Raw genomic sequence first — 26,092 nt, 5'->3', positions numbered from 1 at the left:
TGGGTATTCTGAAGTGACCAACATGAGCAGGGGGAAATCGCAGTGAACTTAAGGCAATTAGAAGTCTTTTACGCCATTATGCAAGCAGGAACGGTGTCAGGCGCGGCTCGCTTACTGCACGTTTCCCAACCTAATGTCACTCGAGTTCTCGCCCATACAGAACAACAACTGAGCTTCGCTTTATTTGAGCGTGTAAAGGGCCGTCTCGTTCCCACTCAAGAAGCCAAAGCCTTATTGCCAGAGGCTGAAAAAGTCTATCAACAACTCGGACAATTTCGCTCTCTGACCAACAAAGTCAAACAGGGAACTCAACATTTACGAGTTGGTGCTCCGCCTGTTTTGGCCGCACACTTGTTAGCGCCGACTGTCGCGTTGTTATCGAAAGAGCACAGCATCTCCTTTGAGCTCTTAACGGCCAATCGCGATGAGCTGTGCTCAGGTTTACTGAAACATGAACTGGATGTCGCCATTGCGTTCGGTGAAGAAACACCACCAGCGATCATGGGGCACGTGTTATTGAAAGAAAACTTAGCACTGATCGCTCCTAAAAGCGCAGCGATACCCGCAGAAAAAACCGTCATTTTAGAAGAACTCATCAGTCACGATTTACCCATTATCGGTTTAGATAGCCGAGACCCTCTGGGCTTGCTGTTACATCAAACCTTGTCAGCGCGTGACGAGCATTATCAACATGCCATTACCGTCCGCAGCTACTCCGCGGCGGCTGAACTGGTGAAAAACGAAGCAGGATTCGCGATTGTAGACCCTTGGACTGCAAAACAATATCGCCAAGATAATGCCGTTTCCGTGCATGCTTTGGAGCCAAATATGTCCTTCTCTGTCTCTATTTTATTCGCAGAGCACACACCTCAATCCATTGCGACAAAGCAATTTATCACCGCCCTAAAACAACAGATGGTTTAAAGGTATAACCTGAAGTTATACCTGCCTAACAAATAAGCATTCGGTTTCCTAAATCAGTCTGGCTACATTAATGAGCAATAACGATGACGAAGGGAACCATCATGCAAATTGCTCAACCTTACCTACTTTTTCTTGGCGATGTAACCGATCCACTCGCAGCAAAAACCGCGCGTGGCATATATCAATGGCGACCTGAGATTTGTCTTGGCCAAATCCGCCTGACGCCAGAAACCGTATCGCTTAGTTTAACCGACATGACACTACAACAAGCGCAGCAGCAAGGAGCAAAAACGCTGGTGCTTGGCACTGCAAATCCAGGAGGCGTCATTCCCGAAGCTTGGCAAGCAACCTTACTTGAAGCGGCAGAGATGGGATTTGAAATTGCATCGGGCATGCACCAACGTTTGGCGGAACTTTCTCCTCTTGCCGATCTAGAACAACGCGGATTAACCAAACTGTATGATGTTCGCCATTATGATGCCCCGCTCAAGGTCGGCAATGGCAAAGCTCGCGCAGGCAAGCGAGTACTTACTGTAGGGACAGATTGCTCCGTTGGAAAAATGTACTCTGCCCTTGCCATTGAGCATGCATTGAAGCGTAAAAACTGTCGTGCAGAGTTCAAAGCAACGGGTCAAACCGGAATTCTCATCGCAGGCAGTGGCATTTCGATTGATGCTGTAGTTGCCGATTTTATCTCCGGCGCAGTAGAAGCGATCAGCCCTGAGTTCACCGATCACGATTGGGACATCATCGAAGGGCAAGGTTCATTGTTTAACCCTTCATTTGCTGGCGTAAGTTTGGGCTTACTTCACGGCGCACAAGCTGACGCTCTGATACTGTGCCATGAGATTGGTCGCCCGCACATCCGCAACTTACCACATGCGAACTTACCAACCATTGAACAAACGATAGAAGCGAATCTGGCCGCTGCTCGCCTAACAAATCCAAACGCTCAATTAGTGGGTATTTGCTTGAACACTTCGGCGATCAGCGAAGAAGATGCAGCCCAGTTATGCCAGGATTGGAGCGACAAATACCAGGTGCCCGTCACCGACCCTGTGCGTTTTGGCGTTGATGCGGTTGCAGATAGGCTCCTTACGATTTAAGAAACATTTACGGTTTAGAAAATAACTGCGGTTTAGGGAAAACTAGTGAGATGAAAATTCATGTAGAACCTGTCACGCTTGCCATGGCGACACCATTTCGCATCTCTCGCGGCAGTCGGACAGAGTGCCACGTAGTCCGCGTGACAATTGAACATCGAGGCATGACAGCCCAAGGAGAATGCACACCATACCCACGTTATGGTGAATCGGTTGAATCGGTAATTAAGGCGATTTCTCACGCCTCGCATGAACTGCAAAGTTTGTATGCCAAAGGCGAAGCTGATGTCATGGTTCTCAAAAGCCTGCTTCAATCGTTATTGCCCGCGGGGGCGGCAAGAAATGCATTGGATTGCGCCCTTTGGCATCTTCACGCGCTTTTGAGCCAAAAGCAGCAGGTTCACGACCTCTTTACGTTACCCGAGGCGATTGTGACGGCGATGACGGTTTCTATCGACAAGCCGCAAGCGATGGCAAGACAGGCACAAACTTACCTTAGCCAAGGCGCAAAACTGCTTAAGGTAAAACTGGATGGTGAAAACGTGATTGAGCGCGTTGCAGCAGTACGCGATGCCGCGCCGCACGCACAAATTGTCTTAGATGCGAATGAAGCGTGGCAAAACCTCGACCTCGCGACGGTATTTGCTCAACTCGAACCGCTAGACATCACCATGATCGAACAACCGTTGCCACAAGACTGCGATGACGTACTCGCCAGCATTCCGCACCCCATTCCACTTTGCGCCGATGAAAGTTGTCACACCAGAGAGCAATTGCATCAGTTGGTTGGCAAATATGAAATGGTGAATATTAAGCTAGATAAAACTGGCGGGCTCACTGAAGCACTATTATTAGCCGACGACGCCCAAAAACTCGGTTTTAGCCTCATGTCCGGTTGTATGTTGGGGACGTCGCTTGCGATGCGTGCTGCCTTACCCATTGCTGCTCAGGCAAGCGTTGTCGATCTTGATGGCCCGGTGCTGCTCGGACAAGATGTAACGCCAAGCTTGGTTTATCGCGACGGCGAAATCGTTCTTTCCAAATAGCCTAAACAATCCAGAGGTTTTGCTCCAAAAGTCAGAACCTCTGAGTTTATGATCTCGATTAAAAAACAATCAGCCCCATCATGAAATAAGTCACATAAATTATACGGTTATTACGGCATGCTAAGATTACAGTGGTCCAAGAAGGTGGTCTTATGCATCGAGTCATCCGAAAAATGACATGGAAGACGAATAGGCGGTAATCCCGCCCTACTCCAATGCAGTGCGTGGGTTTCTATAGCAACCCACTTCCTAGCAATTCGTAGGTTTTTCACGCCATCTTGCAAGGAGGCTCTATGCCTATCAACAAAATACGCAATATCGCTTTTGTCGGCCAAACCGGGACCGGTAAAACCACGCTAATAGAAAAACTGCTCTTCACCTGCGATGCCACGCACCATTTAGGCAGCGTAGAAAAAGGCGATACCGTTACCGACTTCGACCCTCAATCCATCCAATATCAACACAGTATTGAAGCAACGCCAGTCGCACTGCGCTGGAATAAACACCGGCTCAATATCATCGACACTCCGGGACAAAACGAGTTACTTGGCCGTACTATCAGCGTTTTTCCTGCCGTTGAAACATCTGCCCTTGTCATCGACCCTCAAACCCCACTTAACCAAACTTCCGATCGCTTATTCACCTTTGCTAAAGAGCAGCAAAAATGTCAGATGATCATCATCAATAAGCTCGATAACCACGGTAATCAGTTAGAAAGATTGATGGAGAACATCGTTGAGCATTTTGGGGACCACTGCTTGCCGATCAACTTACCTTCGGCTGACGGGGAATCTGTAGTTGACTGCTATTTCGAACCAGAATTGGGACGAGAAACCTTACTTGCAACGGTAGATGAAGCTCATGAGACCTTAATTGACCAAGTCATCGAAGTCGATGAAGAACTGATGGAACTGTATCTGGAACAAGGCTCCGAACTCACCGCAGAGCAACTGCATGATCCGTTTGAAGAAGCACTGAGAACTGGACATGTGATTCCTGTCTGTTTTGTCTCAGCACAAACCGGTGCGGGCGTCGAGCTGCTGCTACGCACCTTGGCGGAGATCATGCCCATGCCAAACGAGGGTAACCCTCCTCAACTGGAAAAGAACGGCAAAAAAATCAAAGTAAATTGCGAAACCTTAGAGCACACCGTCGCACACGTGTACAAAGTCAGCGTCGACCCATATATGGGAAAACTTGCCTACTTACGTGTATATCAGGGTGAAATCAATGCGGGCAGCCAGCTTTATATTGGCGAAAGCAACAAGGCATTCAAGGTTGGGCACTTATATCAACTGCAGGGCAAAGATAGAACCGAGATCACTCGCGCGCTTACAGGCGACTTCTGCGTTTTAGCCAAAGTGGATGATCTCGAATTCGATTCAATCGTTCATGACTCTCACGAAGAAGATGGTGTTCAACTCAAAACGTTGGATCTTCCTGACCCCATGTATTCTTTGTGCTTGAAGCCTCTTAAGCGTGGAGATGAGCAAAAATTAGGAGATGTGCTGAATAAAATTGCCAGTGAAGATCCTTCTCTGCGCATCGAACATCGCGCTCGCACCAACGAAACCATCATCAGCGGCCAAGGGGAGTTTCACCTCAAAGTCGCATTAGAAAAGATGGCGAACGTGTACAAACTGGACGTCGAAACCTGCCAACCAAGCGTCGAATACTTTGAAACCATCACCAAACCTGCCGAAGGGCATTATCGACACAAAAAACAAAGTGGCGGTGCAGGCCAATTTGGTGAAGTGCAATTGAAGGTTCGTCCACTCGAACGTGGTGCCGGATTTAAGTTCATCAACAAAGTGGTGGGTGGCGCCATTCCAACCGCGCTCATTCCTGCTGTTGAAAAAGGTATTTTGCAAGCGTTAGAGGAAGGCGCGATTTCTGGCAACCCAATTAAGGATGTGGAAGTCACCGTTTATGACGGTAAATATCACTCCGTCGATTCGAAAGAAATAGCGTTTGTCATCGCAGGTAAGAAAGCCTTTTTAGATGCGATTAACAACGCAGATCCTATTGTGCTAGAGCCCATTGTCCAGATGGAACTGCACATCCCAACCGCGAACGTTGGCGATGTTTCTGGAGATTTATCTGGAAACCGAGGCTTAATCGAAGGCACCGAGCCAATCGACAGTAGCTTCACCTTACTCAGAGCCAAGTCACCAGTAAACGAGCTGCAAGATTACGCTCGTCGATTACGAGCTATCACGGGTGGTGAAGGCAGTTTTAGTATGACTTTAAGCCATTACGAGCCCGCGCCACCAGCAGTGCAAAAACAGGTCTGCCAAGGCAGTGCACAACAAGGTTAATTCCCTACGATTCAAATCAATCACATAAACAAAAAAGCGCCCTCATTTTGAGGGCGCTTTTAGGTAAAAGAAAAATTATTTATCGAGAGACAAACCTATCTGACTGATTTTGCTTTCAAACTCTTCGATGCTGTTCGCTTTGTAAGTCGGAGCACCGTTAAAGTAGCGCGGTTTCTCTGGCAGCATCGCATTTTTCAGCTCTTGTTCTTGATCGATATTGTCATGGTAAACCGTTACACGATTTGGAATATCCTGCTTCATTACAGCCATTTTGGTTCTCCTTTATTAAGACGAATAGTAAGCGTAGAACGAATTTATCGGAGTACAGGCGAGACTGTGTAAAATTTAGACACTCACAGCAAAATCATATTTAAACAGTTGCATTTAATATTTTTGAGGCACTTTGTCGTGGCTATTGGAAAACGTGAGTGCAGCGATTAAGGTGAGCTCTCTCTACATGAAGACAGGAAGTCCGGTGTCGCAACAAGAACTCAACCAAATGGGCAGTGCCAAAGTTTTTCTCATCGAAAAAGATGGCGTCCAAGTAATAGAAAAACGTAACCCTACTCAAATAGAAGTGGCGTTTTATCAACGCTATGCCGAGCAGTTTAACGCGCTTGGAATACACGTACCGCGCTTGATTCAATTCGACGACCAGAAAAACGTTCTGCACATTGAATACGTTCCCCACGCAGTCGAGCAAGCATTCTTACTTGAAGATGATCGAGTCATTGAACAACTCGTCAAACTGCACCGACTTCCACCAACATCAGATGGTGTTTATCACCGCCACCAGTGGACACCACAAGCGACTCAACAAGCACTCACTACACTTAAACTGGGCTCAGAGACAGAACAGTTCTTCCACCAACTACAACAACGAGCGGCGCACCTTTTTGATAGGCAGAACTTGATCTCCGGAGACTCGAATGCTGGAAACTGGGGACAGCGCGAAAATGGCGAGCTAGTGCTGTTCGACTGGGAACGCTTTTCTACAGGGCATGTCGCGATAGATTTAGCGCCGCTCATCGAGGGCATGGGCACATTTGATGATTACTTGAAGGTGGCAGGCAAGTATGTAAAGTGCGCCGAGAAAGGTGAAACAACAGAATTGGCGCGCGATATCGGACTAGCAAAAGCGTGGATCGTTGTCGAGGTAGTCAACATACTGGTCTCCAGAGAGAATCCGCAGACCAGCAAATATTTGGACTGGTTTCGGCAAACCTTGCCGCAATGGGCCAAAAGCCTTAGTGCTCAGGTGATGAGTTAGGCTCTGAGATTTGATATAAACGCCTTTCAGGTTCTGCGCATGAGGTTTCGCAGTTGCATACTTTATCAACACCGACGTTGTTTAAACCGCCGCAACTTCCTTGAATACGCTTGTTATGAAAAATGACGCCAAGTGACATCAACAAAATGATTGCGAGAAAACCAAGAAAGGTAAATAACCAAACCATATTAACCTGCCTTATTAGCCATCGACTCTAGCTTAAGTATAGCAGGGCTAGATGTTGCTTTGAGTAGCGCTTTAGGTCTTGCCAACAAGGAGGTTTTTGATTTTTGGCCACCACAACCACAGGAGCCGCAGCCGCCTTTTTGTTTGTGAACACTTTTCTTATGATTGTTTGATGGGCGTCCTTGAGAGGGCTCAATCAAAGGCTCTCTTGGAACCGCAAGCACATCTTCCAATGAACTACGAGTAGACAGCCTAAATACTGGCGTGCCACTGCTAAGTAGCTTTGCCAATACACGTTCACCAATATTTCGCACAAGAACAGCATCCACATTGTACCCTTGTAGAGACTGAATCAACTGAGACTTCGCATTACAACCCGCTTGTGGCATAGAAGCAATGTTCGCTAAGTTTTTTAGCATACCGTCAGTATCAGAATAAATAGCGATGTATGGTGCTTTTACAAAGTGGTTTGCCACCCGCTCACCATCATTAGGAATAGCATAAATCATAAGTTTGACTCCTCATTCGGAAAAACTAATGCATGACCTTCAACTAAACTTTTTGCGACTTTCAATCTTGCACTTTTTACTGTGTTACCAAAAGTTTGTCTAGAAACGCCCATCTGCTCCGCAGCTTGCTGCTGGCTAAGCCCCTCTAAGTCGGCTAAACGTAGCGCTTCTAACTCTTCTGGTAATATGGCGACTTGCTCCAACTGATTAAATGGAATGCCATTGGGCTTAAAGCAGTGGTGAGCCGCACGTCCGCATATTCGTCTTTCTATCTTTGGTCTTGCCATCATTGTCCCTCAAAAACACAGAGTCAAATTACGCCTTAAACTGGCATATGCCAATAACATTTTTAGCATATGCCAATAAACTAAGTTTGCAAAAATCAACACGACAAATACGTAATACATCAGCATTAATTAGACATCTAATAATTTAGAAATTTCGATGACAAACGAGCAAAAAGATCAATTCTAATTAACCGGATAATAAAAACGTTAGTTTGCGCAGATTTTTCATACAAATACACGCTAATGTGTTCATTTTATTGAAGAAGAAAAACTATAATCCAAGCAAATCATTAGTTTGAACACTAATGATTGTTTTATTTTAAAGGATGTATACCTAAGGAACGAAAAAGAGAAGTTTGACGATATTCGCCTGAGCTTAAAGAGTAATACGTTCGATAAAGAACCTGTCGAACGACCATTACTTGGCCTAGGTGCCCTACTCTTCTTGCCAAATTAAGTTTCTTGAAAGCGCTTAGGTATATCAGAAAAAGGAAGTACATATGTCTGACTCAAATTGGCTCAGCGAATTCCCGGAAATGGATGCCTCTGATCTCAGGGCGATTCGCAAAACACTCGACGGCGCCTACAGAGATTTCTCTCGCGAGTATGGTGAACTCATTGAGTCTCTGTTTGATCCGCTCCTGGCGTTTCTTGTCTGGTTTGAAAAACTTCTGATTTCTACACCTTGGTTCATTATTTTAGGTGTCTGCACCACTCTCGTTTATGCCGCTAGCCGCTCTTGGAAACTGGCCGCTGCATGTTTTGGTTCGCTGATTCTGATTGGCTATTTTGGAATGTGGGAAGATACTATGCGCACGCTCAGTATCATCACTGTATGTACTATGCTTGCCATCGCACTTGGTATCCCTATCGGCATCGCTATGGCGCGCTCTAATCGCATTCAGTCGGTGGTAACACCATTACTCGACGTCATGCAAACCATGCCGGCATTTGTGTATCTCATTCCAGTTGTGATGTTATTGGGCATCGGGAAAATTCCTGGCCTTATCGCAGTAGTGATCTACGCGATTCCACCGGTTATTCGTTTAACCAATTTGGGCATTCGTCTAGTTGATAAAGAAGTATTGGAAGCCGCAACCGCATTTGGTGCCAGCACTCGGCAACGGCTTTTTGGGGTTCAGCTTCCGCTTGCAATGCCAACCATCATGGCGGGAATTAACCAAACGATCATGATGGCACTGTCAATGGTGGTCATCGCATCAATGATTGGGGTAAAAGGTTTAGGTCAGCCTGTTCTAAAGTCTATTACCAATCAATATTTCACTCTTGGTCTTCTCAATGGTTTAGCAATTGTCGCCCTAGCAATCCTTTTTGACCGTGCTTCACAAGCGTATGCGAAACGCACTCAAGCTCATTTAGGAGATTCAAAAAATGACTAGTCCACTTATCGAAATCAGCGGTCTTTATAAAATCTTCGGTACCAGACCCAATAGCGTGATTGAGCGCGTTAAGTTGGGACATAGTAAAGAGCAGGTTTTAGCGGAAACGGGCCACACGGTCGGACTAAAAGACATCAACCTGCAAATTCAAAAGGGTGAAATTTTTGTCATTATGGGATTATCCGGTTCTGGAAAATCCACCATGATTCGCCACTTCAACCGATTAATCGATCCAACCATGGGGCAGATTTTGGTAGAAGGGGTGGATGTCATGCAACTTTCGAACAAAGAGCTTGAACAGTTTCGCCGTCACAAGATGTCTATGGTGTTCCAGCGCTTTGGCTTGCTGCCTCATCGCACTGTTATCGACAACATCGCATATGGTTTGGAAGTTCAGGGAATGAATAAAGAGGCGCGCTTAGAAAAAGCAAATGAATGGTTAGAAACCGTTGGACTGACGGGTTATGAGCACCAGTATCCTGCTCAACTATCGGGTGGACAGCAACAGCGTGTGGGCCTTGCACGGGCACTGGCTACCGACGCCGAAATACTGTTGATGGACGAGGCTTTTTCAGCATTGGACCCTCTGATTCGGAGCGAAATGCAAGATCAGCTGGTAGAGCTGCAACAGAAGCTGCACAAAACCATTATTTTCATTACTCATGATTTAGATGAAGCGCTTCGACTTGGCGATCGCATCGCGATTCTTAAAGACGGTGAACTTGTCCAACAAGGTTCACCAGACGAAATTTTACTGCATCCTGCCGATGAGTACGTTGAAGCCTTTGTAAAAGACGTCAATAGAGCGCGAGCACTGACGGTCGAAACGCTGATGCAGCCACCTTCGTACTGTGTTCGCGCTGAAACCATTGAAGATGCGCTGAGTGAAATGAAACGTGTTAAACGTGATTATGCCTACCATGAGACCAATGCAGGCTATCAAGGCGTGATAACACAGCAAGGATTGCTAAACGCAGCGAAGTTAACTCACCTATCAGATTGGCGTGATGATATCTATGAAGAGGTGCCTATCATCTCTCCACATTTAGCCATTGAGCAAGTGCTGACTGAAGTCATGTCGTGTGAACATTCACTGCCCGTCATCGATGAGCACGGCCATTTGAAAGGCGAATTAAATCGTCAGGTTATTGCGGAGCTGTTTTCTGATCAACGAAGCACAAAACGAGGCACTTCACGCTCAAGCTTCAATAACGTTTCTTAGATGATGTTGATAATACACCTCACAATAATGTGGGCTGTTATCAATTAACTCGCTCCCACTCCCCTTTTTAGATATTTATCTGTGGGCTCAAGCTTGATACCCAAATCAACATTTACATTGTTCTGATTTTCCTGACAATTTCATGCTCATATCCGGTTTTATTGACATAGTTAGATCATTCTATTGCTTTTTGATGACGCAAATCCTCGATAAATGTCTACTATTACTCTCATACAAAATCTTGATTTAAAGAGGGATAAAATGAAAAAGACAATGTTGGCACTAACAGGCGCGGTAATCATTCTTGCAGGCTGTCAAGATGAGAAACCTGCCGAAACAAGCGCAGTTGAAGTACCTCAGGCAACGGAAACTGAAGTCACCACCAGTGCAGACGTTACGACTGAGACAATTGACACGTTACCAGTAGAAGAAGAACAGGTAATTACTGAAGAGACATTTGTAGACTCTGAACACAACGCACAAAGTGCTCTGGACTGGAACGGCACCTACAAAGGAACACTACCTTGCGCGGATTGTGCTGGTATCGATATGACCATCACACTAAATCAAGATGGCACTTACGTACTTGAAGAAAGCTACCAAGACAAAGAAGACGGTCAATCAAAATCTGAAGGTCAATTCACTTGGGACGCAAATGGCAGCATCGTAACGTTGACAAATGAAGATGCACCAAACCAATACTTTGTTGGTGAAAACGTACTTATGAAGCTAGACATGAATGGCGAAAAAGTAACGGGTGACCTAGCACCACTATACAACTTAACGAAACAGTAAGAAGTTAGTATCAATACCTGATAAATACCCCAAATCCGAGCCACCCCAGCTCGGATTTTTCGTTATTTTAACGAAAGCTATTCCAGCAACCTTTCTATTCTGAAGCAACATTCTGCTTCTTACCCTGATTGTTCATTACATTTCCATACGCTTTGCCGATAGATGCTTACAACGTCATTTTGTACAGTGTTCAAAACAAAACAGAACAACTCGGAAAAATGATGAAAAAAACATTAATTGCACTACTTACTCTGACAGCTGCTGGCTCAGCTTTCGCTGGCGATACTTACATTCGTAACGGTAACATCTACAACAACGAAGGCGATTGGAACGTAGAAGCTGGTGTGGCTCAAGGCAGCGATCTTTTCAAAGATCAAAAGCATAATACAGCACCAATTCTCAACGGTGGTTACCATGGTGACGACTTTAATGCCGACCTAAGTGGCATTAACTACCGCTTCTTCGGTAACACCAATGAGTTAATCAACATGAGTGCCTACCTTGTAGGTAGTGGTGTAATGCGCGACGGTGATACAGCGAAAAGCCTGAAAGGCACAGATAAACGCCGTTTCGCCGTCGATCTAGGTTTAAACGCAGACTTTACACTGGATCAAAACAACGTCATTTCTACATACCTTCAGCACGATATCAGTGGTGCTTACAAAGGTTACTTAGCGGGCGCGACTTACTTCCACATCATGAAATTCGGTAGTGTTGATTTTGTTCCTTTTGCTAACCTAACTTATCAAAGTGAAGACTACGTAGATTACTACTTTGGTGTAAAACAACGCGAAGCAAACGCAAACCGCAAAGCATACAAAGGTGATTCAACGGTAAGCTATGGTGTTGGCTACAAACTTGTTATGCCAATCAACGACAACTGGCAAGTAAGCCAAATGACACAATACACGCGCCTAGGCAGCGGTATCAGCGACTCTTCTATCGTTGATAGTGCAAACCAATGGGTTGTTGGCGCAAGTGTGTCGTACAACTTCTAATCCGATACGCCCTTATAAAGCCATCATTTCGATGGCTTTATGCGTTGGACATTTGCATCATCTTGAACACAGACTCTAGTGTGAATGAGCAATCCATAACCTATGTAAATCGCTATAGCCTGTATTTTTCACCTGCACACCTCGCACTTGCTGTGTTTTTGTCACTTCTTCGTAGCCAACAAACAAAGGCAAATATAGGTACTGATCGCGCAGCGCTTTCTCTAGGTTTAATAAAGACTGTAGCGAGTGATCATCTGCCATCGCCCTGCGAACCTTTTCTCTATGGCTTAGCATCTGGCTTTGATCAAAACTAAAACGCAGTCCAGTTGCTATCGACAGCCATTCGAAGATGCCATATTCAAATGGTGCTTCCATGACTTCCTCAATGAAGAGCAAGTCTGCTTGGTGAGACACTACCTCAGGAAAACTAATGTCATCAATAACAATGAGCTCCAACTCCAATCCCGTTGCACGAATCACACTGTGCAACCATTCGGAATGACGAATTAAACTCGGAATCGTCCAGACAGGTTCAGCTAATACCACTTTACCTTTCAGTTTAGGTATCACACCACCATCTGTTATTGATAAATCTTGCTCATGAGTCTCTAACTGAATGCTGTCAACGGCACTTGGCGCATCATAAATTCGCTTTTGCACATGGATGTAATCAGCAAGTTGATACCAAGTCTCTTTTGTGAGTTGGGATTCCACGCGTTCGCGGTAGGTCAGATATGAAAATGCGCTAATTTTTTCCACTTCAACGTGATCGGAGCTTTGGTTAAAGCTCAACATATTTAAGGTTTTAACATCACCATGAGACAGCGTTATTTGATCTAACAATGCGCGTGCTGAAAAATACTCTTTGTGTGCTTCAAGAGTCATACTCTCCTGGTTCCAGCCGCTAATTTTAAATGGCCCAGTCCCGATGTGGTAGGAATAACTAGAACCGAAAGAGACGACATCTCGACATAGAATAGACGCATGAGGAGTTGCTAGCATGTATGGAAACAACTTGTTCGGATACTTCAATATAATTTTTAAGCAGTTAGATGTTTCTGCAACCACGCTATCAATACACTGCCAGAGCTCGTGAACTGGTCCTTTTATCTCCCTAAGTCTTTCTATACTCCAAACCACATCCTGTATGTTAAGGGGCTCGCCATCATGGCGATATATGCCTGGCCGCAACCATAACGTCATTACCTTGCCTTCCATTTTCCATTCGTGTGCTAACGATGGCTCGATACCACCATTGGAATTTTGGGTCAGCAATACGTCATAAACGCTTTTCGCGACGTGTAATTCAGTGTGACGGTAAGTATTCGCAGGGTCGATTTTGGATACCCAAGGGTAAGAAGAAATCAAAATAGCGTTATTTGATTCATTCAATCGATTCACTTTTTCAGAAGCGATAGTTAGTGCTCTAACCGCGGTTTGACCGAACCAATCAATAAGTTTCGTTATTGAGTTCATTCTTCCTCTGCCAAGCTCCTCAACCAAAAACTCGGTCATCGCTTGTTGGAGGGAAATATTAATACTGAGACGGCTAGCGTTACTTCGGCCAATCGCAGGTTGCCAATCGACCCAATCGTAAGTGGCAAGCTTTTTCATCACAATAGAAACATTGCGCCTCGACGTGCAAATCACCGCTTCTAGCTCAGAAAGCGTAACAAGGTGATACTGGTGAGGTTCAAAGTGCTTTAACAGTAGATCCAGATACCTAAGATTGACATCGTTCACAAAGATTCCTAAGAGTTATTCCAAAGCAAAAAAATAGCACAGGACGCTTAGCAACTAAACTTCCTGTGCTATATCTAAACAAATTCAAAGCTTGGACTCAGCTCGACCAACAGAAGTCAAAAACGTTTACTAAGCCAAGAGGTAACTTGAATAAGTATTCTTAGAAACGGTAGCTCATACCTACAGAGAATACATTGATGTCTGCATCAACCGTTACTTTTTCATTGCCAAATTTCGCAATGTCTAGCTCAGGCATCATGTATTCCCATTCAACTTGTAGAGCAAAGTTTTCAGTAATAGCGAACTCTGCGCCTAAACCGTACATGCCTGTTACAGTGCTGTCAGAAATGGTGGTATGGCCTGCGCTACCGTCAATCACAGAGTTGCTAATTTTGAATTCAGCATTGAAGTAAGAAAGACCAGCTTTAGCAAAAAGGTTGAAACGATCGCCAATCGGTAGAGTCGCTTTTGGCTGAATCGATAGATACTTCATATCACCAACAGTAACAACTTTGCCGTCTAAAGCATCGTAGCCACCAATGGCTGCTTCTAGAGAAATGTATTCGTTGAATTTGTAACCACCGAATACTTTGCCTGAAAGGCTTGAGTCATCTTCAAGTTTAAGTTTAGTGCTAGCGTTAGTACCACCACCATTGATAGAGCCATTAACATCACCAAACGATGCTTGACCTACAGATGCACCAACGTAAGGAGCTGCGTTTGCAACAGAACATGTTGCTAGAAGGGCTGTCATTAGCCATGTTTTTTTAAACATTGTATTTCACTGCCTGTTAATTATTGAGGTTGTGTTTTGCCCATCCTTAAGCATGCCATGCTATCCATTTCACTTGGTTTCAAAACCAAGTGGATGTTAATGAATAAAAACTCAATAAAACATGAAATATTTAGACACAACTTTGCCACTTTCTTTCTTAATTTTGACAATTTAGTCATTTCACAAGCATTGCTGCTTCAACCAGTTAGTGAGCTTGATGATTTCTGCTTGCTTGGCTCGACTCTTTTTATGAATAAAATAAAAGCTGTCGCCGGTTTCCAATCCATGCGAAGGGATATACACCAAATCGTGCGCTTTATCTCTTTCATTAAGCATAAAATCATTCGCAAATGCGATGCCTTGGTCATAACGCGCCGCCTCTATTGCCAACAACATATGACTAAAATGTTGAACATCGACATCTTTCGGCAAGGTGTAACCGCCCGCTCTGCACCACTCAGCCCAGTCTTTTCCTCTCTCACGATAAATTGAGTCTGTCGACAAAATAGGGTATCGCCAAAGCGCTTCTGGAATCGGTTGATCTTGCAACTCTTTCCAAATTTTATGGCTGCAGACCGGATACAGCGTCTCCGCGTATAACTTTACCGACATGTAGTTTCGCTTTGGCTTTTCTACCGTGATAAAACAATCGCCAACGCTGTCTGTCTGTTCAGGATCACCAACGACCATATTGAGTGTCAGATCGATTTCTGGATGTAAGCGCTTAAAATCAGACAAACGAGGAATAAGCCACTTTACGGCAAGCGAGCTATAAATCGCCAACCGTATGCTGCCTTTGTCCCCTTCTCGCACCTTTTGGCTGGCCATCGCAATTGAGCTAATTGCTGGGCTAATATCCTCTAAATAGCGGGTGCCCGTATCGGACAAAGAGAGCTTTCTGCCTTGACGGATAAATAATGATTCACCCAAATAATCTTCTAATAGTCGTATCTGGTGACTAACGGCACTTTGCGTCACATTGAGTTCTTCAGCAGCAAGCGAAAAGCTAGAGTTTCTGGCAACAGATTCAAAACAGTGAACCGCTCTGAGTGGTGGCAATTTCATTATCTAAAAATCTCATACTTAAACTAATAAATATCACTTCACTTCATCCTATGACATCACCTACTCTTTGGCAAAGAAAGAGGAGAGGAAAAAGTGAAAGTTACATCGGTCGGAGCAGCGATGCTGCTATTAATTGTTGGAAATCTCATTGCGGTGCTTTCGGACTCTTTAATTAAAAGTGTCGGAAATGAAGTGCCTATTTTTCAATTTGTCTTTTTCCGACAAATTTCAGCGGTGCTTTTCCTGCTGCCAGTCTACTTGCTAACAAAAAATGCGCCTTTTCTTGAAGGGTTTAAGTGGCATGCTGTTCGCGCTCACGTATGGTTACTTGGTGCAATATTCATGGTTTTGGCGATCTCATCTTTACCGCTCGCAACTGCGAACGCGATCTTTTACGCCGCGCCATTGATCATGTTGCCGCTTGCAGCAATCTTTTTTGGCGAACAGCTATCTAAACAATCGGTCGCCGCAGCGATAATGGGCTTTGCCGGTGTATTGGTCATCATTCGTCCAGACCAAATCGATTGGGCAGCGATTTCAGCTTTAGTTGTTGCAATTACTTTAGCAATCAATAACTTGCTCATTCGAAAACTGCCAAAAAATCAGTCTGTGATGCAAACATTATTGATGACAAACTTGGCAGGTATTCCAGTAGCCTTCTTGCTTGTTCTGATCGAAGCAGAACCTTGGGACTGGAGTGCTTTCCCTGTTGCTGCTGGCTCAAGTCTGTTCATCATGATTTATGCAGCAACATGTGTCATCGCTTACCGCTCGATCGATAGCAACAAAATTGCCAGCGCTGAATACAGTGGCTTAATTGGTGCCGTGTTTGTGGGATTGATTTGGTTTGGAGAAGTGCCAGATATATTTATGGCAATAGGAACCATTATGATTGTTGTGCCTCTGGTTTGGCTTTCTAAACGAGAACGTCGTAAGAAAAAGTTGCAAGAGCAACAAGAAGCGCACGTTACTTAAAGTTGTGCTCTAACCCAAAGACTAAAAAACCGAGCCGTAAGTGCTCGGTTTTTTTATGTGGCTCTAATCGGTTTTTACGTAAGCGACTACGTGAGATAAAAACTGCCTTGCAAAGCGATCATTAAACCGGATGCGATATTCATGCTCGGCTTCCGACACTAGACGCCAGCCTTCAGCAAAGTATTCTTTGATATCATCAACCGCCTCTTCTTTATTTTTGATGTGTTTCGCGTTCCACTGATAAGTGCAAGAGACAACGATCAGCCCACCCACCTTGGTGGTTTTTTTTAGAGCATTGATCACGCTAAGTGGCGACTCACATTGATCAATCACATTTAAACATACGACTAAATCAAAGCGAGATTGGAGAGTATCGAGCTCAAAAGGCTGGTTAATTAGCGTCAAATCAACATGAGCACATTTCTGTACGATATCTCTATTCTCTACCTCTAAAGTGTTTAAGGTGTTCACATCGTGAAGGTAAGTAAGCTCGACGCGTTGTTCTTCTATTAATAGTTGCTTCAAGCCATCCATTAACCTATTTGAAGGCTCCACAAGCGTCGCTTCTTTAAGGTTAGGTAAGCGTTGCACTAACTCATAATAATTTCTTCCCAGCGCCGCCCCAACCTCAAGTAGGGAATACGGCTGAACGCTGCTTTCGATTACCGCCTGCGCAATAAAATCAGCAACTTGGGAGCAGTGAGGTGATGACAAAAAAGAAAGTGGGACTTGTTTTGAGCGACTGGTTATCATCTCAATCTGTTGCTCCTCAATGAACTTGTCGAACCATTGCGCCTCGAAATAACCAGCCAAACCGTGCTCGGTCAGGTAAAAATCTTCCATGTTTTTTCCGTTCGTACTTTAAGAAAAGTGATTGTATCGAACGCGGAAATTAACGGGTATTTCTGGCCGCACATTCCAATGGGAAAACAGATGAAAACGCCGCTTATGTGAAAAAGCCCTTTCATCTCAAAGATAAAAGGGCTTGTTAATCGCTTCGGTTAAGTCGCTAACTATTGTGGTAGAACAACGTTACCATCTTGAATTGGGAACGTTTTTGTCGCTGGCTTGCTCGCCAAACGAACCGTCGTTGGTGCACCTGAAACTTCGTAAGTGACGTCGTAACCCACTACTTTATCAGATGTCGTATATTCTGTATGACACTGTTTTTTCGTCGTTGTTACTACATCACCTTTTTGCACATTTTCCTGGATCTTACGACCTGTCAGTGCACCAGCAATCGTACCAGCTGCAGTTGCAATCACTTTACCTGAGCCACCACCGATTTGGTTGCCCAGCGCAGCTCCAGCTGCTGCGCCACCAACCGTACCAATAATTTTATTGTCATCCGCAGGGGCAACTTGCTCGGTTACTACCACATCTTTACATACTTGGTGCGGCTTTTTCACCGTTTCAGTCACCGCTTCAACCAAAGTAATGTTTGCTTGAGTTGGAGCTGGTGGCGTTTTGTCTTTACAGCCTGCTAGTACAGCAACAACTGCCGTTGCAATTGCGATAGATTTCATATTCATGATTTACATCCCAGTATGGTTTGCTTTGATGAGCGTTATGGTAAATCGCAAAAGGGAAATCACATCAGACGAAAACAAACCCTCTGTTATTAACAAGTAAAGAAACACTGTTTTATAAGAGATACGTCAAGAAACACTCAGCAGAATGTCAACAGAGCTAAAACTGTATCACTACTGATTATGATTGGACTGGACTAGTCTATGAGATTTATTTTTAAGCCAAGCTCAAAAATAGTTCGTCATCCGTTAAATACTTATGACGGTGGCTTAGATTACGCACGTGCATAAACATAAAATCAGGGAAACCAGGCGCTATAATGTTATTTGGTTCCCAGCATACACCGCCAACAAACACATATCGCCCCTGCTTGCCATCTTCGTGAAGGGGGTTATTAAGAGGAGAAGAAAACTCTGCTCGGCAACCTTCAACCACACAAACAATTTGTCCTTTAAAAAGGCCAATCACGCGCTTTACAAGATTTGCCTTGATACCACACTTCCATGCTTGGCGAGTGGCCATCTCATAGCCATATTTTCGGATCGCTTTCTTTTGCAAATGTACTACTAGGTTCATTTTGACTCCTGATTCAAGCAACTACGTGAAGCCCAAAGTCATAAAAGCAGATAGACGTCTATACCCGAGTGAGCTCATGGTACGTGGGAATAAACTACGTGATTAGACTGAGTTTAGTGTCGGATGAGATACACCGTCCACGATGCTGTAACGTATCGATTTACACCAATCAAAGGCAGATAACACATCAACTTTTGAGTGCTTTCCTGCGCTGTATCTGGTTACTTCTGTATATTACTATAACGAAATCACCCTCCACGTTTACCTATATAAACTTGTCGTAACGATAGAGGGTGCTTATCATGGAGAGAGGATAACGCCTACGCGTCGATGAGATAATTTTGACCTTCAGTTTCTAAACGATCAATCATTTTACGACACTCATTTAAATCAAGAGGTTGTTCAAAGCGGCGCTTGAGATTCATCAAAAAGAAGATATCTTCACACATGGCTTTCTCAGGTTCGTCACTGATTTTGGCGACCGGTGAACCATTGCACGTGACCATTTTTATCACGATAGAAAGTGGCTGGTAGGCTTCACCATCTTTATTGACATAATCACCCATATCATTGGCAAGAAAAGTACCGATACCAAAACTCACCTGAATACGTCCTTGGAAATACTCGCAAATATCTAACGCTTGTTCGAAGTTAAGTCCGTCGGTAAACACCAGTGTTTTTGTTAATGGGTCTATATTCAGCGACTGGTAGTGTGCAATCATTTTTTCACCCCAGCGATAAGGGCAACCACTATCGTGACGTACGCCGAAGTACGCGTTACTTAGTTCTTCATCAAAGTCTTTAAGGAAAGCATCGATACCAATCGTGTCGGTCAGTGCAATACCTAGTGCACCATTAAACATTTTTTGCCAACGTTGCAACGCCACTTTTTGCGAATCTCGCACATTCACCAGAGCTTGGTGTCCCATAAACCATTCATGAGCAACGGTGCCGATAGGCGTCAAGTTTAGCTCTTTTGCTAAGTGATAGTTGCTTGTTCCTGTCAAACATTCCGTCACTTCCTGGCACAAATATTCCAGCATAGTGCGCTGAGCTTGGAAGGAAAAACGTCGACGCGTCGACATGTCAGAAAATTTAAAGTTAGTAATGTTACGACGTTTTAGTTCCGACTTTAGGTGTCGAACTTTCTCTTCTAAAACAGTGGTAAATTGCGCAACAGGGATATCTGACCAACGCTGACGGCTACGAACTTCAGACACGATGCTCATGATGATCGTTTCGTACAAGATGGTATCTCGCCACAAACCGTTAATGGTAATTCTTAACTGGCTTGAGCCATCAGCCATGGCTTTATTATGGAAAGAGACATCACTTTGTGGGTTGAAACGGAAATGGCGCAGTGCATCAACAAAGTCAGGATTCAGGTAAGGCGCGACACGCTTAATATATTCAATTTCTTCTTGCGTAAATTGAATATCTTGCAGTTTAAGGACTTCGGCTTTTACCTCGGGCAAAAGCTCAGAGAGGTCTTCCTCACTGCGCACGATAAACTTATATGACACCATCGCATCAGGGTAAAGCGCTGTTACAGCGCTCATCATATTGACTTTGTAGACATCGAAATCCAAAGCGCTTTGAATGATGCGGGAAGAAAATAGTTTGGTGGTCATTAGGTGCCCTTCTACATGCCCTTCCTGGGTATATAACTTTTTGTTACTAACTAATTTGCGTAAACAATAAACACCCATCTATAGTTTGTCAACTTTTGTTACTAACCACTCATTTTTATAAGGTTTTTTTGTCTAGAATTCGAGCAAGCATTGTGAATAAGTCAGAGTCATCCGTAAATTTATGCTCAAACCGTATTAAGAACACTACCGAAAACGTTTCTAACAACTCGTTACTTACCCATTGATTGACCACTTGTTATGCGCTAGATTACTTACAAATCAATATTAGGACCCAACCATGATCGTATCTGTCGACATTATTCCATTCAGGCTATCTGGCTGTGCCGATAAGGGATTGGAAGTGTTGTTGATTAAACGTTCAAATCCAAATCGGCCATACCATGGAGTCTGGGCACTACCGGGCGGATTTGTCTTTGATAAAGACTTAACCAGTGAAGGCGGACGCCCGGCCGATGAAAACTTTGAAGCGGCGCGTCGCCGAATTTGCCGTGAGAAAATCCATACCTACCCTCGCCATTTTAGCGAAGCATTTATCGACGGTGATCCAAAGCGCGATCCAGAAGACTGGAGCTTAAACATTACGCACTACGCCTTAGTTGATCGTAACAATGTAGAGCAAATAAATAATGCAGGTGTACCGGAATGCCAACTTAAATGGTTTTCGCTACAGGCTATTCTCAATGGAGAAGAAACCCTCGCATTTGATCATCAAAAAACCATTGAAAAAGCGTGGCAAAAGCTTCGTGCATCCATTGAATACACATCGGTTCTTTTGTTTGCATTAGACAAAGAGTTTTTGGTTGCGGACATCATTTCTGCATATCAAGAGTTTGGTATTGATATCAGCCGAATGACGATTAAGCGCCGCTTGATAGATTCAGGCGTACTAAAACCCACTAATAAAGTCGCTTCAACCAACAAAGGCAAAGGTGGAAAACCCGCAATGGTATATACGCTGACTAGCGACGAAGTAACCTTTTTTCAAAACTGTTTGCGTGGATAAACGCAGACAATCAGACAGACAAGGAGTCTGCCATGACTGTTCGAGTAAACTATCAAACTACAGCAGTGATCGACGTTGATCCAGAGAAAGGCTTTAGTGAGTTATGTCCAAATGAACTGCCCGTTGCAGGTGCGTTGGAAATCGTACCGGAGCTTTTGAACAATCATGCCAAAGGCCGATTAAAACTGGTCAGTCGTGACTTGCACCCACCGAAAGCAAAATGGGATGCAGAATCGCCAGCCAATATGCTTGAGCCCGTTGGTTTACCGAATGTGGATATAAAGTGGAACCGTCACTGTGTGCTTGGCACAACAGGTTCTGAGCTGCTAGATGGCTTACCACCCGTGTTGGACTACGATTTTCAAGTTAATAAAGGTATGGATCCTGACGCGCACCCTTACGGTATTTTTTTCCATGATATTGCCGACACAAAAACGACAGGCGCGCATGAATTTCTAAAGTTCAACGGGATTGATACCTTAGTTATCGGTGGCCTTGCCTTAGACTTTTGTGTGAAAAAATCCGTCATGCAAGCGCTGGAACTTGGCTACAATGTGGTAGTTAATCTTGCTTCAACTCGTGCGGTGCTGCCTGATAATGTAGAGAATGTGCTGACAGAGCTCAGAGATAATGGCGCATTATTTGTCGAAAAAGCGGACGACATCATCGTAGAAAAGTTCGCCTAGAAACGATAGTAACCGAGAAGGATTTCACCATGCATCAACATGAAAAATTGAATTACGTTGAATTTGGTTCCACTAATGTCAGTGCGACTAAACAATTTTTTGAGCGTGCTTTTGACTGGAGCTTTACCGATTATGGTCCAGAATATTCTGCATTTTCAGGACAAGGATTGGATGGCGGATTCTTCAAATCTGAGTTTATAAACCAAATCGCAAATGGTGGCGCACTTTTAGTATTTTATAGCTCAGACATTCAGGCCACTCAGACAAAAGTAGAGCAGCATGGTGGAAAAATTATCCGCCCTATTTTCGAATTCCCCGGCGGCTGTCGATTCCACTTCACTGAACCGAGTGGAAATGAATTCGCAGTATGGTCAGAGAGCCATTAAGTGATCACAAATCAACAACACACCATCAACGTGAGCCCAAGCTAGCCAGATCCGGAACTGGCATTACATTTCTGGTTGACCTCATCCTTGGTTTAATTCACTGTTAGCGCAACAATTAATCGATGAGGCGCTAGCCCTCGACCAAGGATGTCAAATGACTGCCGTCAGTTTTTTTCGCTTACTCTGCCTCGCTGCTATTTGGGGTGGCTCGTTTCTGTTTATGCGAGTCGCCGCCAACACATTCGGGCCGGCTTACTTAATCGAATTTCGAGTTACATTTGCCGCCGTCGCTTTGTTATTGATCGCCGTATATTTGAAGAAGAAACTCACGTTAACTGCGCATACTAAACACTTCTTTATTATTGGCTTATTCAATAGCGCAGTTCCATTTTTACTCTTTGCGTACGCAGCCCAGACACTGAATGCATCAACTTTAGCAATATTGAACTCAACCGCCCCAATATGGGGAGCACTAGTTGGCTTTGTTTGGTACCGCAGCCCACTCACAGCGAAATCTGTTCTCGGTATGCTAATAGGCATTGGAGGCGTTGCAGTCTTGGTCGGCTTAGATACTTCAACCATAGGTGAAGAAGCCATGCTCCCTATTGCCGCCAGTTTGATGGCTTCTTTCAGCTATGGCATTGCTACCAACTACACTAAAAATGCGCCACAAGTACCTGCTTTTGATAATGCTCACGGCAGCATGTGGGCGGCGGTTATTTGGGTACTGCCGCTGCTACCATTCTTACCAATGCGTGCAGAACCAAGTCATTTCGAATGGAGCTCTGTTGTCACGCTCGGCGTTGTATGCACAGGGTTCGCTTATTTGCTCTATTTCCGCTTAGTTTCTGATATCGGCCCAGCGTCAGCACTGACTGTCACTTTTCTTGTTCCTGTTTTTGGTATCTTATGGGGCTACTTGGTGCTAGATGAGCCCGTCGGCTCTAACACCATCATAGGAACAATTCTAGTGCTTAGCGGCACTATGCTAGTCACCGGTTTCTCCCCAACAGCAATGCTCGCGAAGAGAAAACGAAGCGTGGCTTAATCAGCCTAATATAACTTCCACACCTCGCTTTTTGATTTGTTCAAGGTCGCTTTTCGGAGCGGCTTTGTCAGTCAGCAGCACTGATATTTCGTCAGTCTTACCAATTGATGAGGGATAAATTTGCCCAAATTTACTAGAATCCGTTAGAACAATATTGCGCCTTTTTTTCGCAATGATGGTTTCTGCAATCTCAGCGCGCATCATGTCGCGGCTAGTAAAGCCAGTGTCTTGATGGAAGCCGTCAATACCCAAGAAGGCCGTGCTGAAATGAATGTTCTCAATACACAACTTAGTCAGCGGTCCGACCAAGCTCTCGCCTTGGTGCTGATACACGCCACCAAGCAAGATAATGTTGGCAGAAGTGTTACGGATGAGATGGGCGATATACGCCGATGGCGTAATAATGGTCACATCGCCGCGCTCAGCCAATGTCCGAGCCAACAACGCATTGGCACTGCCTCCTTCAATCAGCACTGTCTCATTCGGTGCGACCAAATCCGCAGCTTGGTTTGCGAGCGATTGTTTAATATCGAAACGTACTTCTAGGCGGGCATCAATGTCATCACTTTGCAACGCGGTAGCTGCGCCGTGAATGCGCTTTAGGTAGCCCTGTTGCTCCAGAAAGTTCAAATCCTGTCTGATGGTCACACCCGACACGCCAATGATGTCAGAAAGCTCCGTGACTTGAACGCGTTTACGGTCGTTCACTAATTGCAGGATTTCATTTTGTCTTGGGTTCACAGGTTCGCTCCTTATTGATGGGCTTACAGTATACTCACCTGATGTTTCATATGAAAAGAAATTGAAAGTAAAAAGGAAAAAACGCGTGGTCTGATTAGCCAAGCTGTACCTTGCGAATCTCGCTCCCATCAACAGATAATAGGGCAACGGAAATGGGATAGAAGAAGAGGGGTTAGCTCCCTACATCCCAACAACGGTAAAGACTAGGATAAAAGTGATGGAAGAAATTTACTTCGCTGGCGGCTGCCTTTGGGGCGTGCAAGAATTTATGCGCCACCTTCCGGGCGTAATCAACACAGAAGCCGGGCGAGCAAATGGCACAACGGATAACACTCAATCCGAATACGATGGCTACGCAGAGTGCGTGAAAACCCAGTTCGATGCTGAGCAAGTTTCGGTTGAAACTTTAATGGGGTATTTGTTTGAGATAATCGACCCTTACAGCGTTAACAAGCAAGGTGAAGACGTAGGTGAGAAGTACCGTACTGGTGTTTATAGCCAAAACGAACAGCATCTCACCATCGCGAAAGCGTTTATCGCAGCACGACCGGACGCCGACAAGATCGCCGTAGAAGTACTGCCACTCACAAATTATGTACCAAGTGATGATGAGCACCAAGACAGACTCACAAACTTTCCGAATGATTACTGCCACATCCCATTAGATTTACTACATAAATACAGGGATAACTCGTAACCATTCAGTCAGCATCGCTTTAAAAGGCAAGATGCATATCAGTTAAAATCGATGCCTTCCACTAATGACAATGTCATTTCTGCCGCCGATATTTCCGTACAACCCGACGAGTTTTGTCCACACCACAACGGTGTGAATTCATCTCGGTTTTGCTTTTCCATAAGCGCTCTTAGTTGAGCCATTTCAATGGAGGCGTATGGGAATTTCGGCGCAAACTCACTGATGTAGCCTAGCTCCGACATCGCGCGATTCACAATGCCTCTCGCTGGTCGGCCCGAGAAAACATTGGTCACAGCGGTATGTTGCGCGCGTTCACTGGCAATGGCATATCGATGTAAAGACGATGTTTTCGCCTCATCACACAACAAATAGGCGCTGCCAACTTGAACGGCACTCGCTCCTAATCTCAACGCGGCTTCCACCCCTCTTCTATCAGCGATTCCGCCTGCAGCAATAACAGGCAAATTCACCCGTTTGGCGATTTGTGGTAATAACGCCATCAAACTTAACTGAGTAGTTAAATCATCCGATAAAAACATACCTCGGTGTCCACCAGCCTCCAAGCCTTGGGCGATAATACCGTCAACGCCTTTTGCTTCTAGCCAAAGTGCTTCGTCCACCGTGGTCGCTGACGAAAGGATCTTCCCTCCCCACCCTCTAATTCGAGCTAACAGATCATCGTCTGGCAAACCAAAGTGGAAACTGATCACTGGCGGTGCAAATGGTTCAATCGCGTCAGCAATATCATGATTGAAAGGCATCCTTGTCGGAGCGTTTGGCTGAGCCTGAACGGTTGCATCAACCTCGGAAAAATACGGTTGCAGCGTTTTTTGCCACTTTTCGTGCTTGTTGGCGTCATACTCCGGCATTTCATGGCAAAAGAAATTGAGGTTAAACGGTCGGTTAGTTGCCTGCTTGATAAGTTGAAGTTCTTTTACGATGGCGTCTTTGTTCAGCATTCCACAAGGTAACGAGCCAAGCCCGCCAACATTACTGACGGCGATGGTCATTTGGCTGTCTTGCACACCGGCCATTGGCGCTTGAATAATCGGTAACTCTGTTCCCAAAAGTGTATTAAATACCTTGTTTATCATGATCTTTCCTTGAAAACTTAACCTTTACCTGTGATAGATCTGCGCCATCGTTATCCAGACTAG

Annotated in this window: 28 protein-coding genes; 15 read left to right on the top strand and 13 right to left on the bottom strand. The window is 44.7% G+C overall.

The genetic code is table 11. The annotated features are described in order from the left end of the window. The first annotated feature begins 42 nt into the window (after window positions 1-42). The 4 genes from R7Q39_RS09995 (at window position 43) to fusA (ending at window position 5,391) form a co-directional block, all read left to right on the top strand. Window positions 43-924: a LysR family transcriptional regulator gene (locus R7Q39_RS09995; RefSeq protein ID WP_005387199.1), complete on the top strand. Its 882-nt coding sequence runs from the start codon at window positions 43-45 to the stop codon at window positions 922-924. Window positions 925-1,025: 101 nt separating this feature from the next. Next, on the top strand, window positions 1,026-2,030 hold the full coding sequence (dgcN, locus tag R7Q39_RS09990; protein WP_025998657.1) for an N-acetyltransferase DgcN: 1,005 nt from the start codon (window positions 1,026-1,028) through the stop codon (window positions 2,028-2,030). 50 nt (window positions 2,031-2,080) lie between these two features. Continuing rightward, window positions 2,081-3,073 carry an N-acetyl-D-Glu racemase DgcA gene (gene dgcA / locus R7Q39_RS09985; RefSeq protein ID WP_054576162.1) on the top strand — a complete coding sequence of 331 codons (993 nt, stop codon included), beginning with the start codon at window positions 2,081-2,083 and terminating at the stop codon, window positions 3,071-3,073. 293 nt (window positions 3,074-3,366) lie between these two features. Further along, the gene (gene fusA / locus R7Q39_RS09980; protein WP_318076034.1) at window positions 3,367-5,391 is read left to right on the top strand and encodes an elongation factor G; all 2,025 of its coding nucleotides are present in this window, start codon (window positions 3,367-3,369) and stop codon (window positions 5,389-5,391) included. 75 nt (window positions 5,392-5,466) lie between these two features. On the opposite strand, the gene R7Q39_RS09975 is transcribed toward fusA, so the two are convergent. Continuing rightward, window positions 5,467-5,661, bottom strand: coding sequence for a hypothetical protein (locus R7Q39_RS09975; RefSeq protein ID WP_005373920.1), 195 nt, complete (start codon window positions 5,659-5,661; stop codon window positions 5,467-5,469). Between the two features lie 187 nt (window positions 5,662-5,848). Here R7Q39_RS09975 and R7Q39_RS09970 point away from each other — a divergent pair, with 187 nt between their 5' ends. Next, a complete protein-coding gene (locus R7Q39_RS09970; RefSeq protein WP_274647967.1) occupies window positions 5,849-6,661 on the top strand; it encodes an aminoglycoside phosphotransferase family protein in 813 nt (270 codons plus the stop codon). On the opposite strand, the gene nqrM is transcribed toward R7Q39_RS09970, so the two are convergent. The 3 genes from nqrM to R7Q39_RS09955 are packed head-to-tail and all read right to left on the bottom strand — an operon-like array spanning window position 6,639 to window position 7,643. Then, window positions 6,639-6,848 carry a (Na+)-NQR maturation NqrM gene (nqrM, locus tag R7Q39_RS09965; protein WP_005373922.1) on the bottom strand — a complete coding sequence of 70 codons (210 nt, stop codon included), beginning with the start codon at window positions 6,846-6,848 and terminating at the stop codon, window positions 6,639-6,641. The genes R7Q39_RS09970 and nqrM overlap by 23 nt on opposite strands. Before the next feature lies 1 nt (window position 6,849). Continuing rightward, window positions 6,850-7,356 carry a NifB/NifX family molybdenum-iron cluster-binding protein gene (locus R7Q39_RS09960; RefSeq protein ID WP_005373923.1) on the bottom strand — a complete coding sequence of 169 codons (507 nt, stop codon included), beginning with the start codon at window positions 7,354-7,356 and terminating at the stop codon, window positions 6,850-6,852. Further along, window positions 7,353-7,643: a DUF134 domain-containing protein gene (locus tag R7Q39_RS09955; protein ID WP_005373924.1), complete on the bottom strand. Its 291-nt coding sequence runs from the start codon at window positions 7,641-7,643 to the stop codon at window positions 7,353-7,355. Before R7Q39_RS09955 ends, R7Q39_RS09960 begins: the two co-directional genes overlap by 4 nt. A 500-nt stretch (window positions 7,644-8,143) precedes the next feature. Between R7Q39_RS09955 and R7Q39_RS09950 the strand changes: the two genes are divergently transcribed. The 4 genes from R7Q39_RS09950 to ompV all read left to right on the top strand — a co-directional run bounded on the left by R7Q39_RS09950 (window position 8,144) and on the right by ompV (window position 12,058). Continuing rightward, window positions 8,144-9,043 carry an ABC transporter permease gene (locus R7Q39_RS09950; protein ID WP_053304614.1) on the top strand — a complete coding sequence of 300 codons (900 nt, stop codon included), beginning with the start codon at window positions 8,144-8,146 and terminating at the stop codon, window positions 9,041-9,043. Continuing rightward, window positions 9,036-10,265, top strand: coding sequence for a glycine betaine/L-proline ABC transporter ATP-binding protein (locus R7Q39_RS09945; protein ID WP_191115942.1), 1,230 nt, complete (start codon window positions 9,036-9,038; stop codon window positions 10,263-10,265). The genes R7Q39_RS09950 and R7Q39_RS09945 overlap by 8 nt, the downstream gene beginning before the upstream one ends. Before the next feature lie 261 nt (window positions 10,266-10,526). Beyond that, window positions 10,527-11,060, top strand: a complete 534-nt coding sequence (locus R7Q39_RS09940; RefSeq protein ID WP_005373930.1) for a copper resistance protein NlpE — start codon at window positions 10,527-10,529, stop codon at window positions 11,058-11,060. Between the two features lie 221 nt (window positions 11,061-11,281). Then, on the top strand, window positions 11,282-12,058 hold the full coding sequence (gene ompV / locus R7Q39_RS09935) for an outer membrane protein OmpV (RefSeq protein WP_318076054.1): 777 nt from the start codon (window positions 11,282-11,284) through the stop codon (window positions 12,056-12,058). 75 nt (window positions 12,059-12,133) lie between these two features. Here the strand turns inward: ompV and R7Q39_RS09930 are convergent, their stop codons facing one another. The 3 genes from R7Q39_RS09930 to R7Q39_RS09920 form a co-directional block, all read right to left on the bottom strand. Next, window positions 12,134-13,801: an ABC transporter substrate-binding protein gene (locus R7Q39_RS09930; RefSeq protein WP_017635133.1), complete on the bottom strand. Its 1,668-nt coding sequence runs from the start codon at window positions 13,799-13,801 to the stop codon at window positions 12,134-12,136. A gap of 160 nt (window positions 13,802-13,961) precedes the next feature. After that, window positions 13,962-14,576: an outer membrane beta-barrel protein gene (locus R7Q39_RS09925; RefSeq protein WP_005373936.1), complete on the bottom strand. Its 615-nt coding sequence runs from the start codon at window positions 14,574-14,576 to the stop codon at window positions 13,962-13,964. 180 nt (window positions 14,577-14,756) lie between these two features. Further along, window positions 14,757-15,641: a LysR family transcriptional regulator gene (locus R7Q39_RS09920; RefSeq protein WP_005387224.1), complete on the bottom strand. Its 885-nt coding sequence runs from the start codon at window positions 15,639-15,641 to the stop codon at window positions 14,757-14,759. Window positions 15,642-15,734: 93 nt separating this feature from the next. On the opposite strand from R7Q39_RS09920, the gene R7Q39_RS09915 reads away from it, so the two are divergent. Further along, window positions 15,735-16,616: a DMT family transporter gene (locus R7Q39_RS09915; protein WP_005373940.1), complete on the top strand. Its 882-nt coding sequence runs from the start codon at window positions 15,735-15,737 to the stop codon at window positions 16,614-16,616. Window positions 16,617-16,679: 63 nt separating this feature from the next. On the opposite strand, the gene R7Q39_RS09910 is transcribed toward R7Q39_RS09915, so the two are convergent. The 4 genes from R7Q39_RS09910 to pncB all read right to left on the bottom strand — a co-directional run bounded on the left by R7Q39_RS09910 (window position 16,680) and on the right by pncB (window position 20,353). Then, window positions 16,680-17,459, bottom strand: coding sequence for a methyltransferase domain-containing protein (locus R7Q39_RS09910; RefSeq protein WP_033906303.1), 780 nt, complete (start codon window positions 17,457-17,459; stop codon window positions 16,680-16,682). 170 nt (window positions 17,460-17,629) lie between these two features. Beyond that, on the bottom strand, window positions 17,630-18,148 hold the full coding sequence (locus tag R7Q39_RS09905) for a glycine zipper 2TM domain-containing protein (RefSeq protein WP_005373945.1): 519 nt from the start codon (window positions 18,146-18,148) through the stop codon (window positions 17,630-17,632). Between the two features lie 214 nt (window positions 18,149-18,362). Further along, entirely contained in the window at window positions 18,363-18,722 is a 360-nt protein-coding gene (locus tag R7Q39_RS09900) for a hypothetical protein (protein ID WP_033906302.1), read from the bottom strand. Between the two features lie 320 nt (window positions 18,723-19,042). Further along, on the bottom strand, window positions 19,043-20,353 hold the full coding sequence (gene pncB / locus R7Q39_RS09895) for a nicotinate phosphoribosyltransferase (RefSeq protein WP_205461099.1): 1,311 nt from the start codon (window positions 20,351-20,353) through the stop codon (window positions 19,043-19,045). A 298-nt stretch (window positions 20,354-20,651) separates the two neighbouring features. On the opposite strand from pncB, the gene R7Q39_RS09890 reads away from it, so the two are divergent. From R7Q39_RS09890 to R7Q39_RS09875, 4 genes are all read left to right on the top strand, one after another. Beyond that, window positions 20,652-21,377: an NUDIX domain-containing protein gene (locus tag R7Q39_RS09890; RefSeq protein WP_005373953.1), complete on the top strand. Its 726-nt coding sequence runs from the start codon at window positions 20,652-20,654 to the stop codon at window positions 21,375-21,377. A 32-nt stretch (window positions 21,378-21,409) separates the two neighbouring features. Beyond that, window positions 21,410-22,063 (top strand): isochorismatase family protein, encoded by a 654-nt coding sequence (locus R7Q39_RS09885; protein ID WP_033906301.1) that lies wholly within the window; start codon window positions 21,410-21,412, stop codon window positions 22,061-22,063. A 29-nt stretch (window positions 22,064-22,092) separates the two neighbouring features. Beyond that, entirely contained in the window at window positions 22,093-22,449 is a 357-nt protein-coding gene (locus R7Q39_RS09880) for a VOC family protein (RefSeq protein ID WP_033906300.1), read from the top strand. A gap of 154 nt (window positions 22,450-22,603) precedes the next feature. After that, window positions 22,604-23,497 carry a DMT family transporter gene (locus R7Q39_RS09875; RefSeq protein WP_005373960.1) on the top strand — a complete coding sequence of 298 codons (894 nt, stop codon included), beginning with the start codon at window positions 22,604-22,606 and terminating at the stop codon, window positions 23,495-23,497. On the opposite strand, the gene R7Q39_RS09870 is transcribed toward R7Q39_RS09875, so the two are convergent. Beyond that, complete coding sequence (locus R7Q39_RS09870; RefSeq protein ID WP_104980415.1) at window positions 23,498-24,238, bottom strand: DNA-binding transcriptional regulator YciT; 741 nt, start codon at window positions 24,236-24,238, stop codon at window positions 23,498-23,500. Between the two features lie 217 nt (window positions 24,239-24,455). On the opposite strand from R7Q39_RS09870, the gene R7Q39_RS09865 reads away from it, so the two are divergent. Beyond that, window positions 24,456-24,935, top strand: a complete 480-nt coding sequence (locus tag R7Q39_RS09865) for a peptide-methionine (S)-S-oxide reductase (protein WP_005388723.1) — start codon at window positions 24,456-24,458, stop codon at window positions 24,933-24,935. 38 nt (window positions 24,936-24,973) lie between these two features. Here the strand turns inward: R7Q39_RS09865 and R7Q39_RS09860 are convergent, their stop codons facing one another. Further along, entirely contained in the window at window positions 24,974-26,029 is a 1,056-nt protein-coding gene (locus R7Q39_RS09860) for a nitronate monooxygenase (protein WP_318076033.1), read from the bottom strand. Window positions 26,030-26,092 lie beyond the last annotated feature (63 nt).

Origin of the sequence: Vibrio sp. 947 (genome assembly GCF_033339115.1) — a bacterium.
Taxonomy (GTDB): domain Bacteria; phylum Pseudomonadota; class Gammaproteobacteria; order Enterobacterales; family Vibrionaceae; genus Vibrio; species Vibrio alginolyticus.
The sequence above is the reverse complement of the archived record's forward strand: the minus strand, read 5'-3'. Positions and strand labels throughout refer to the sequence as shown.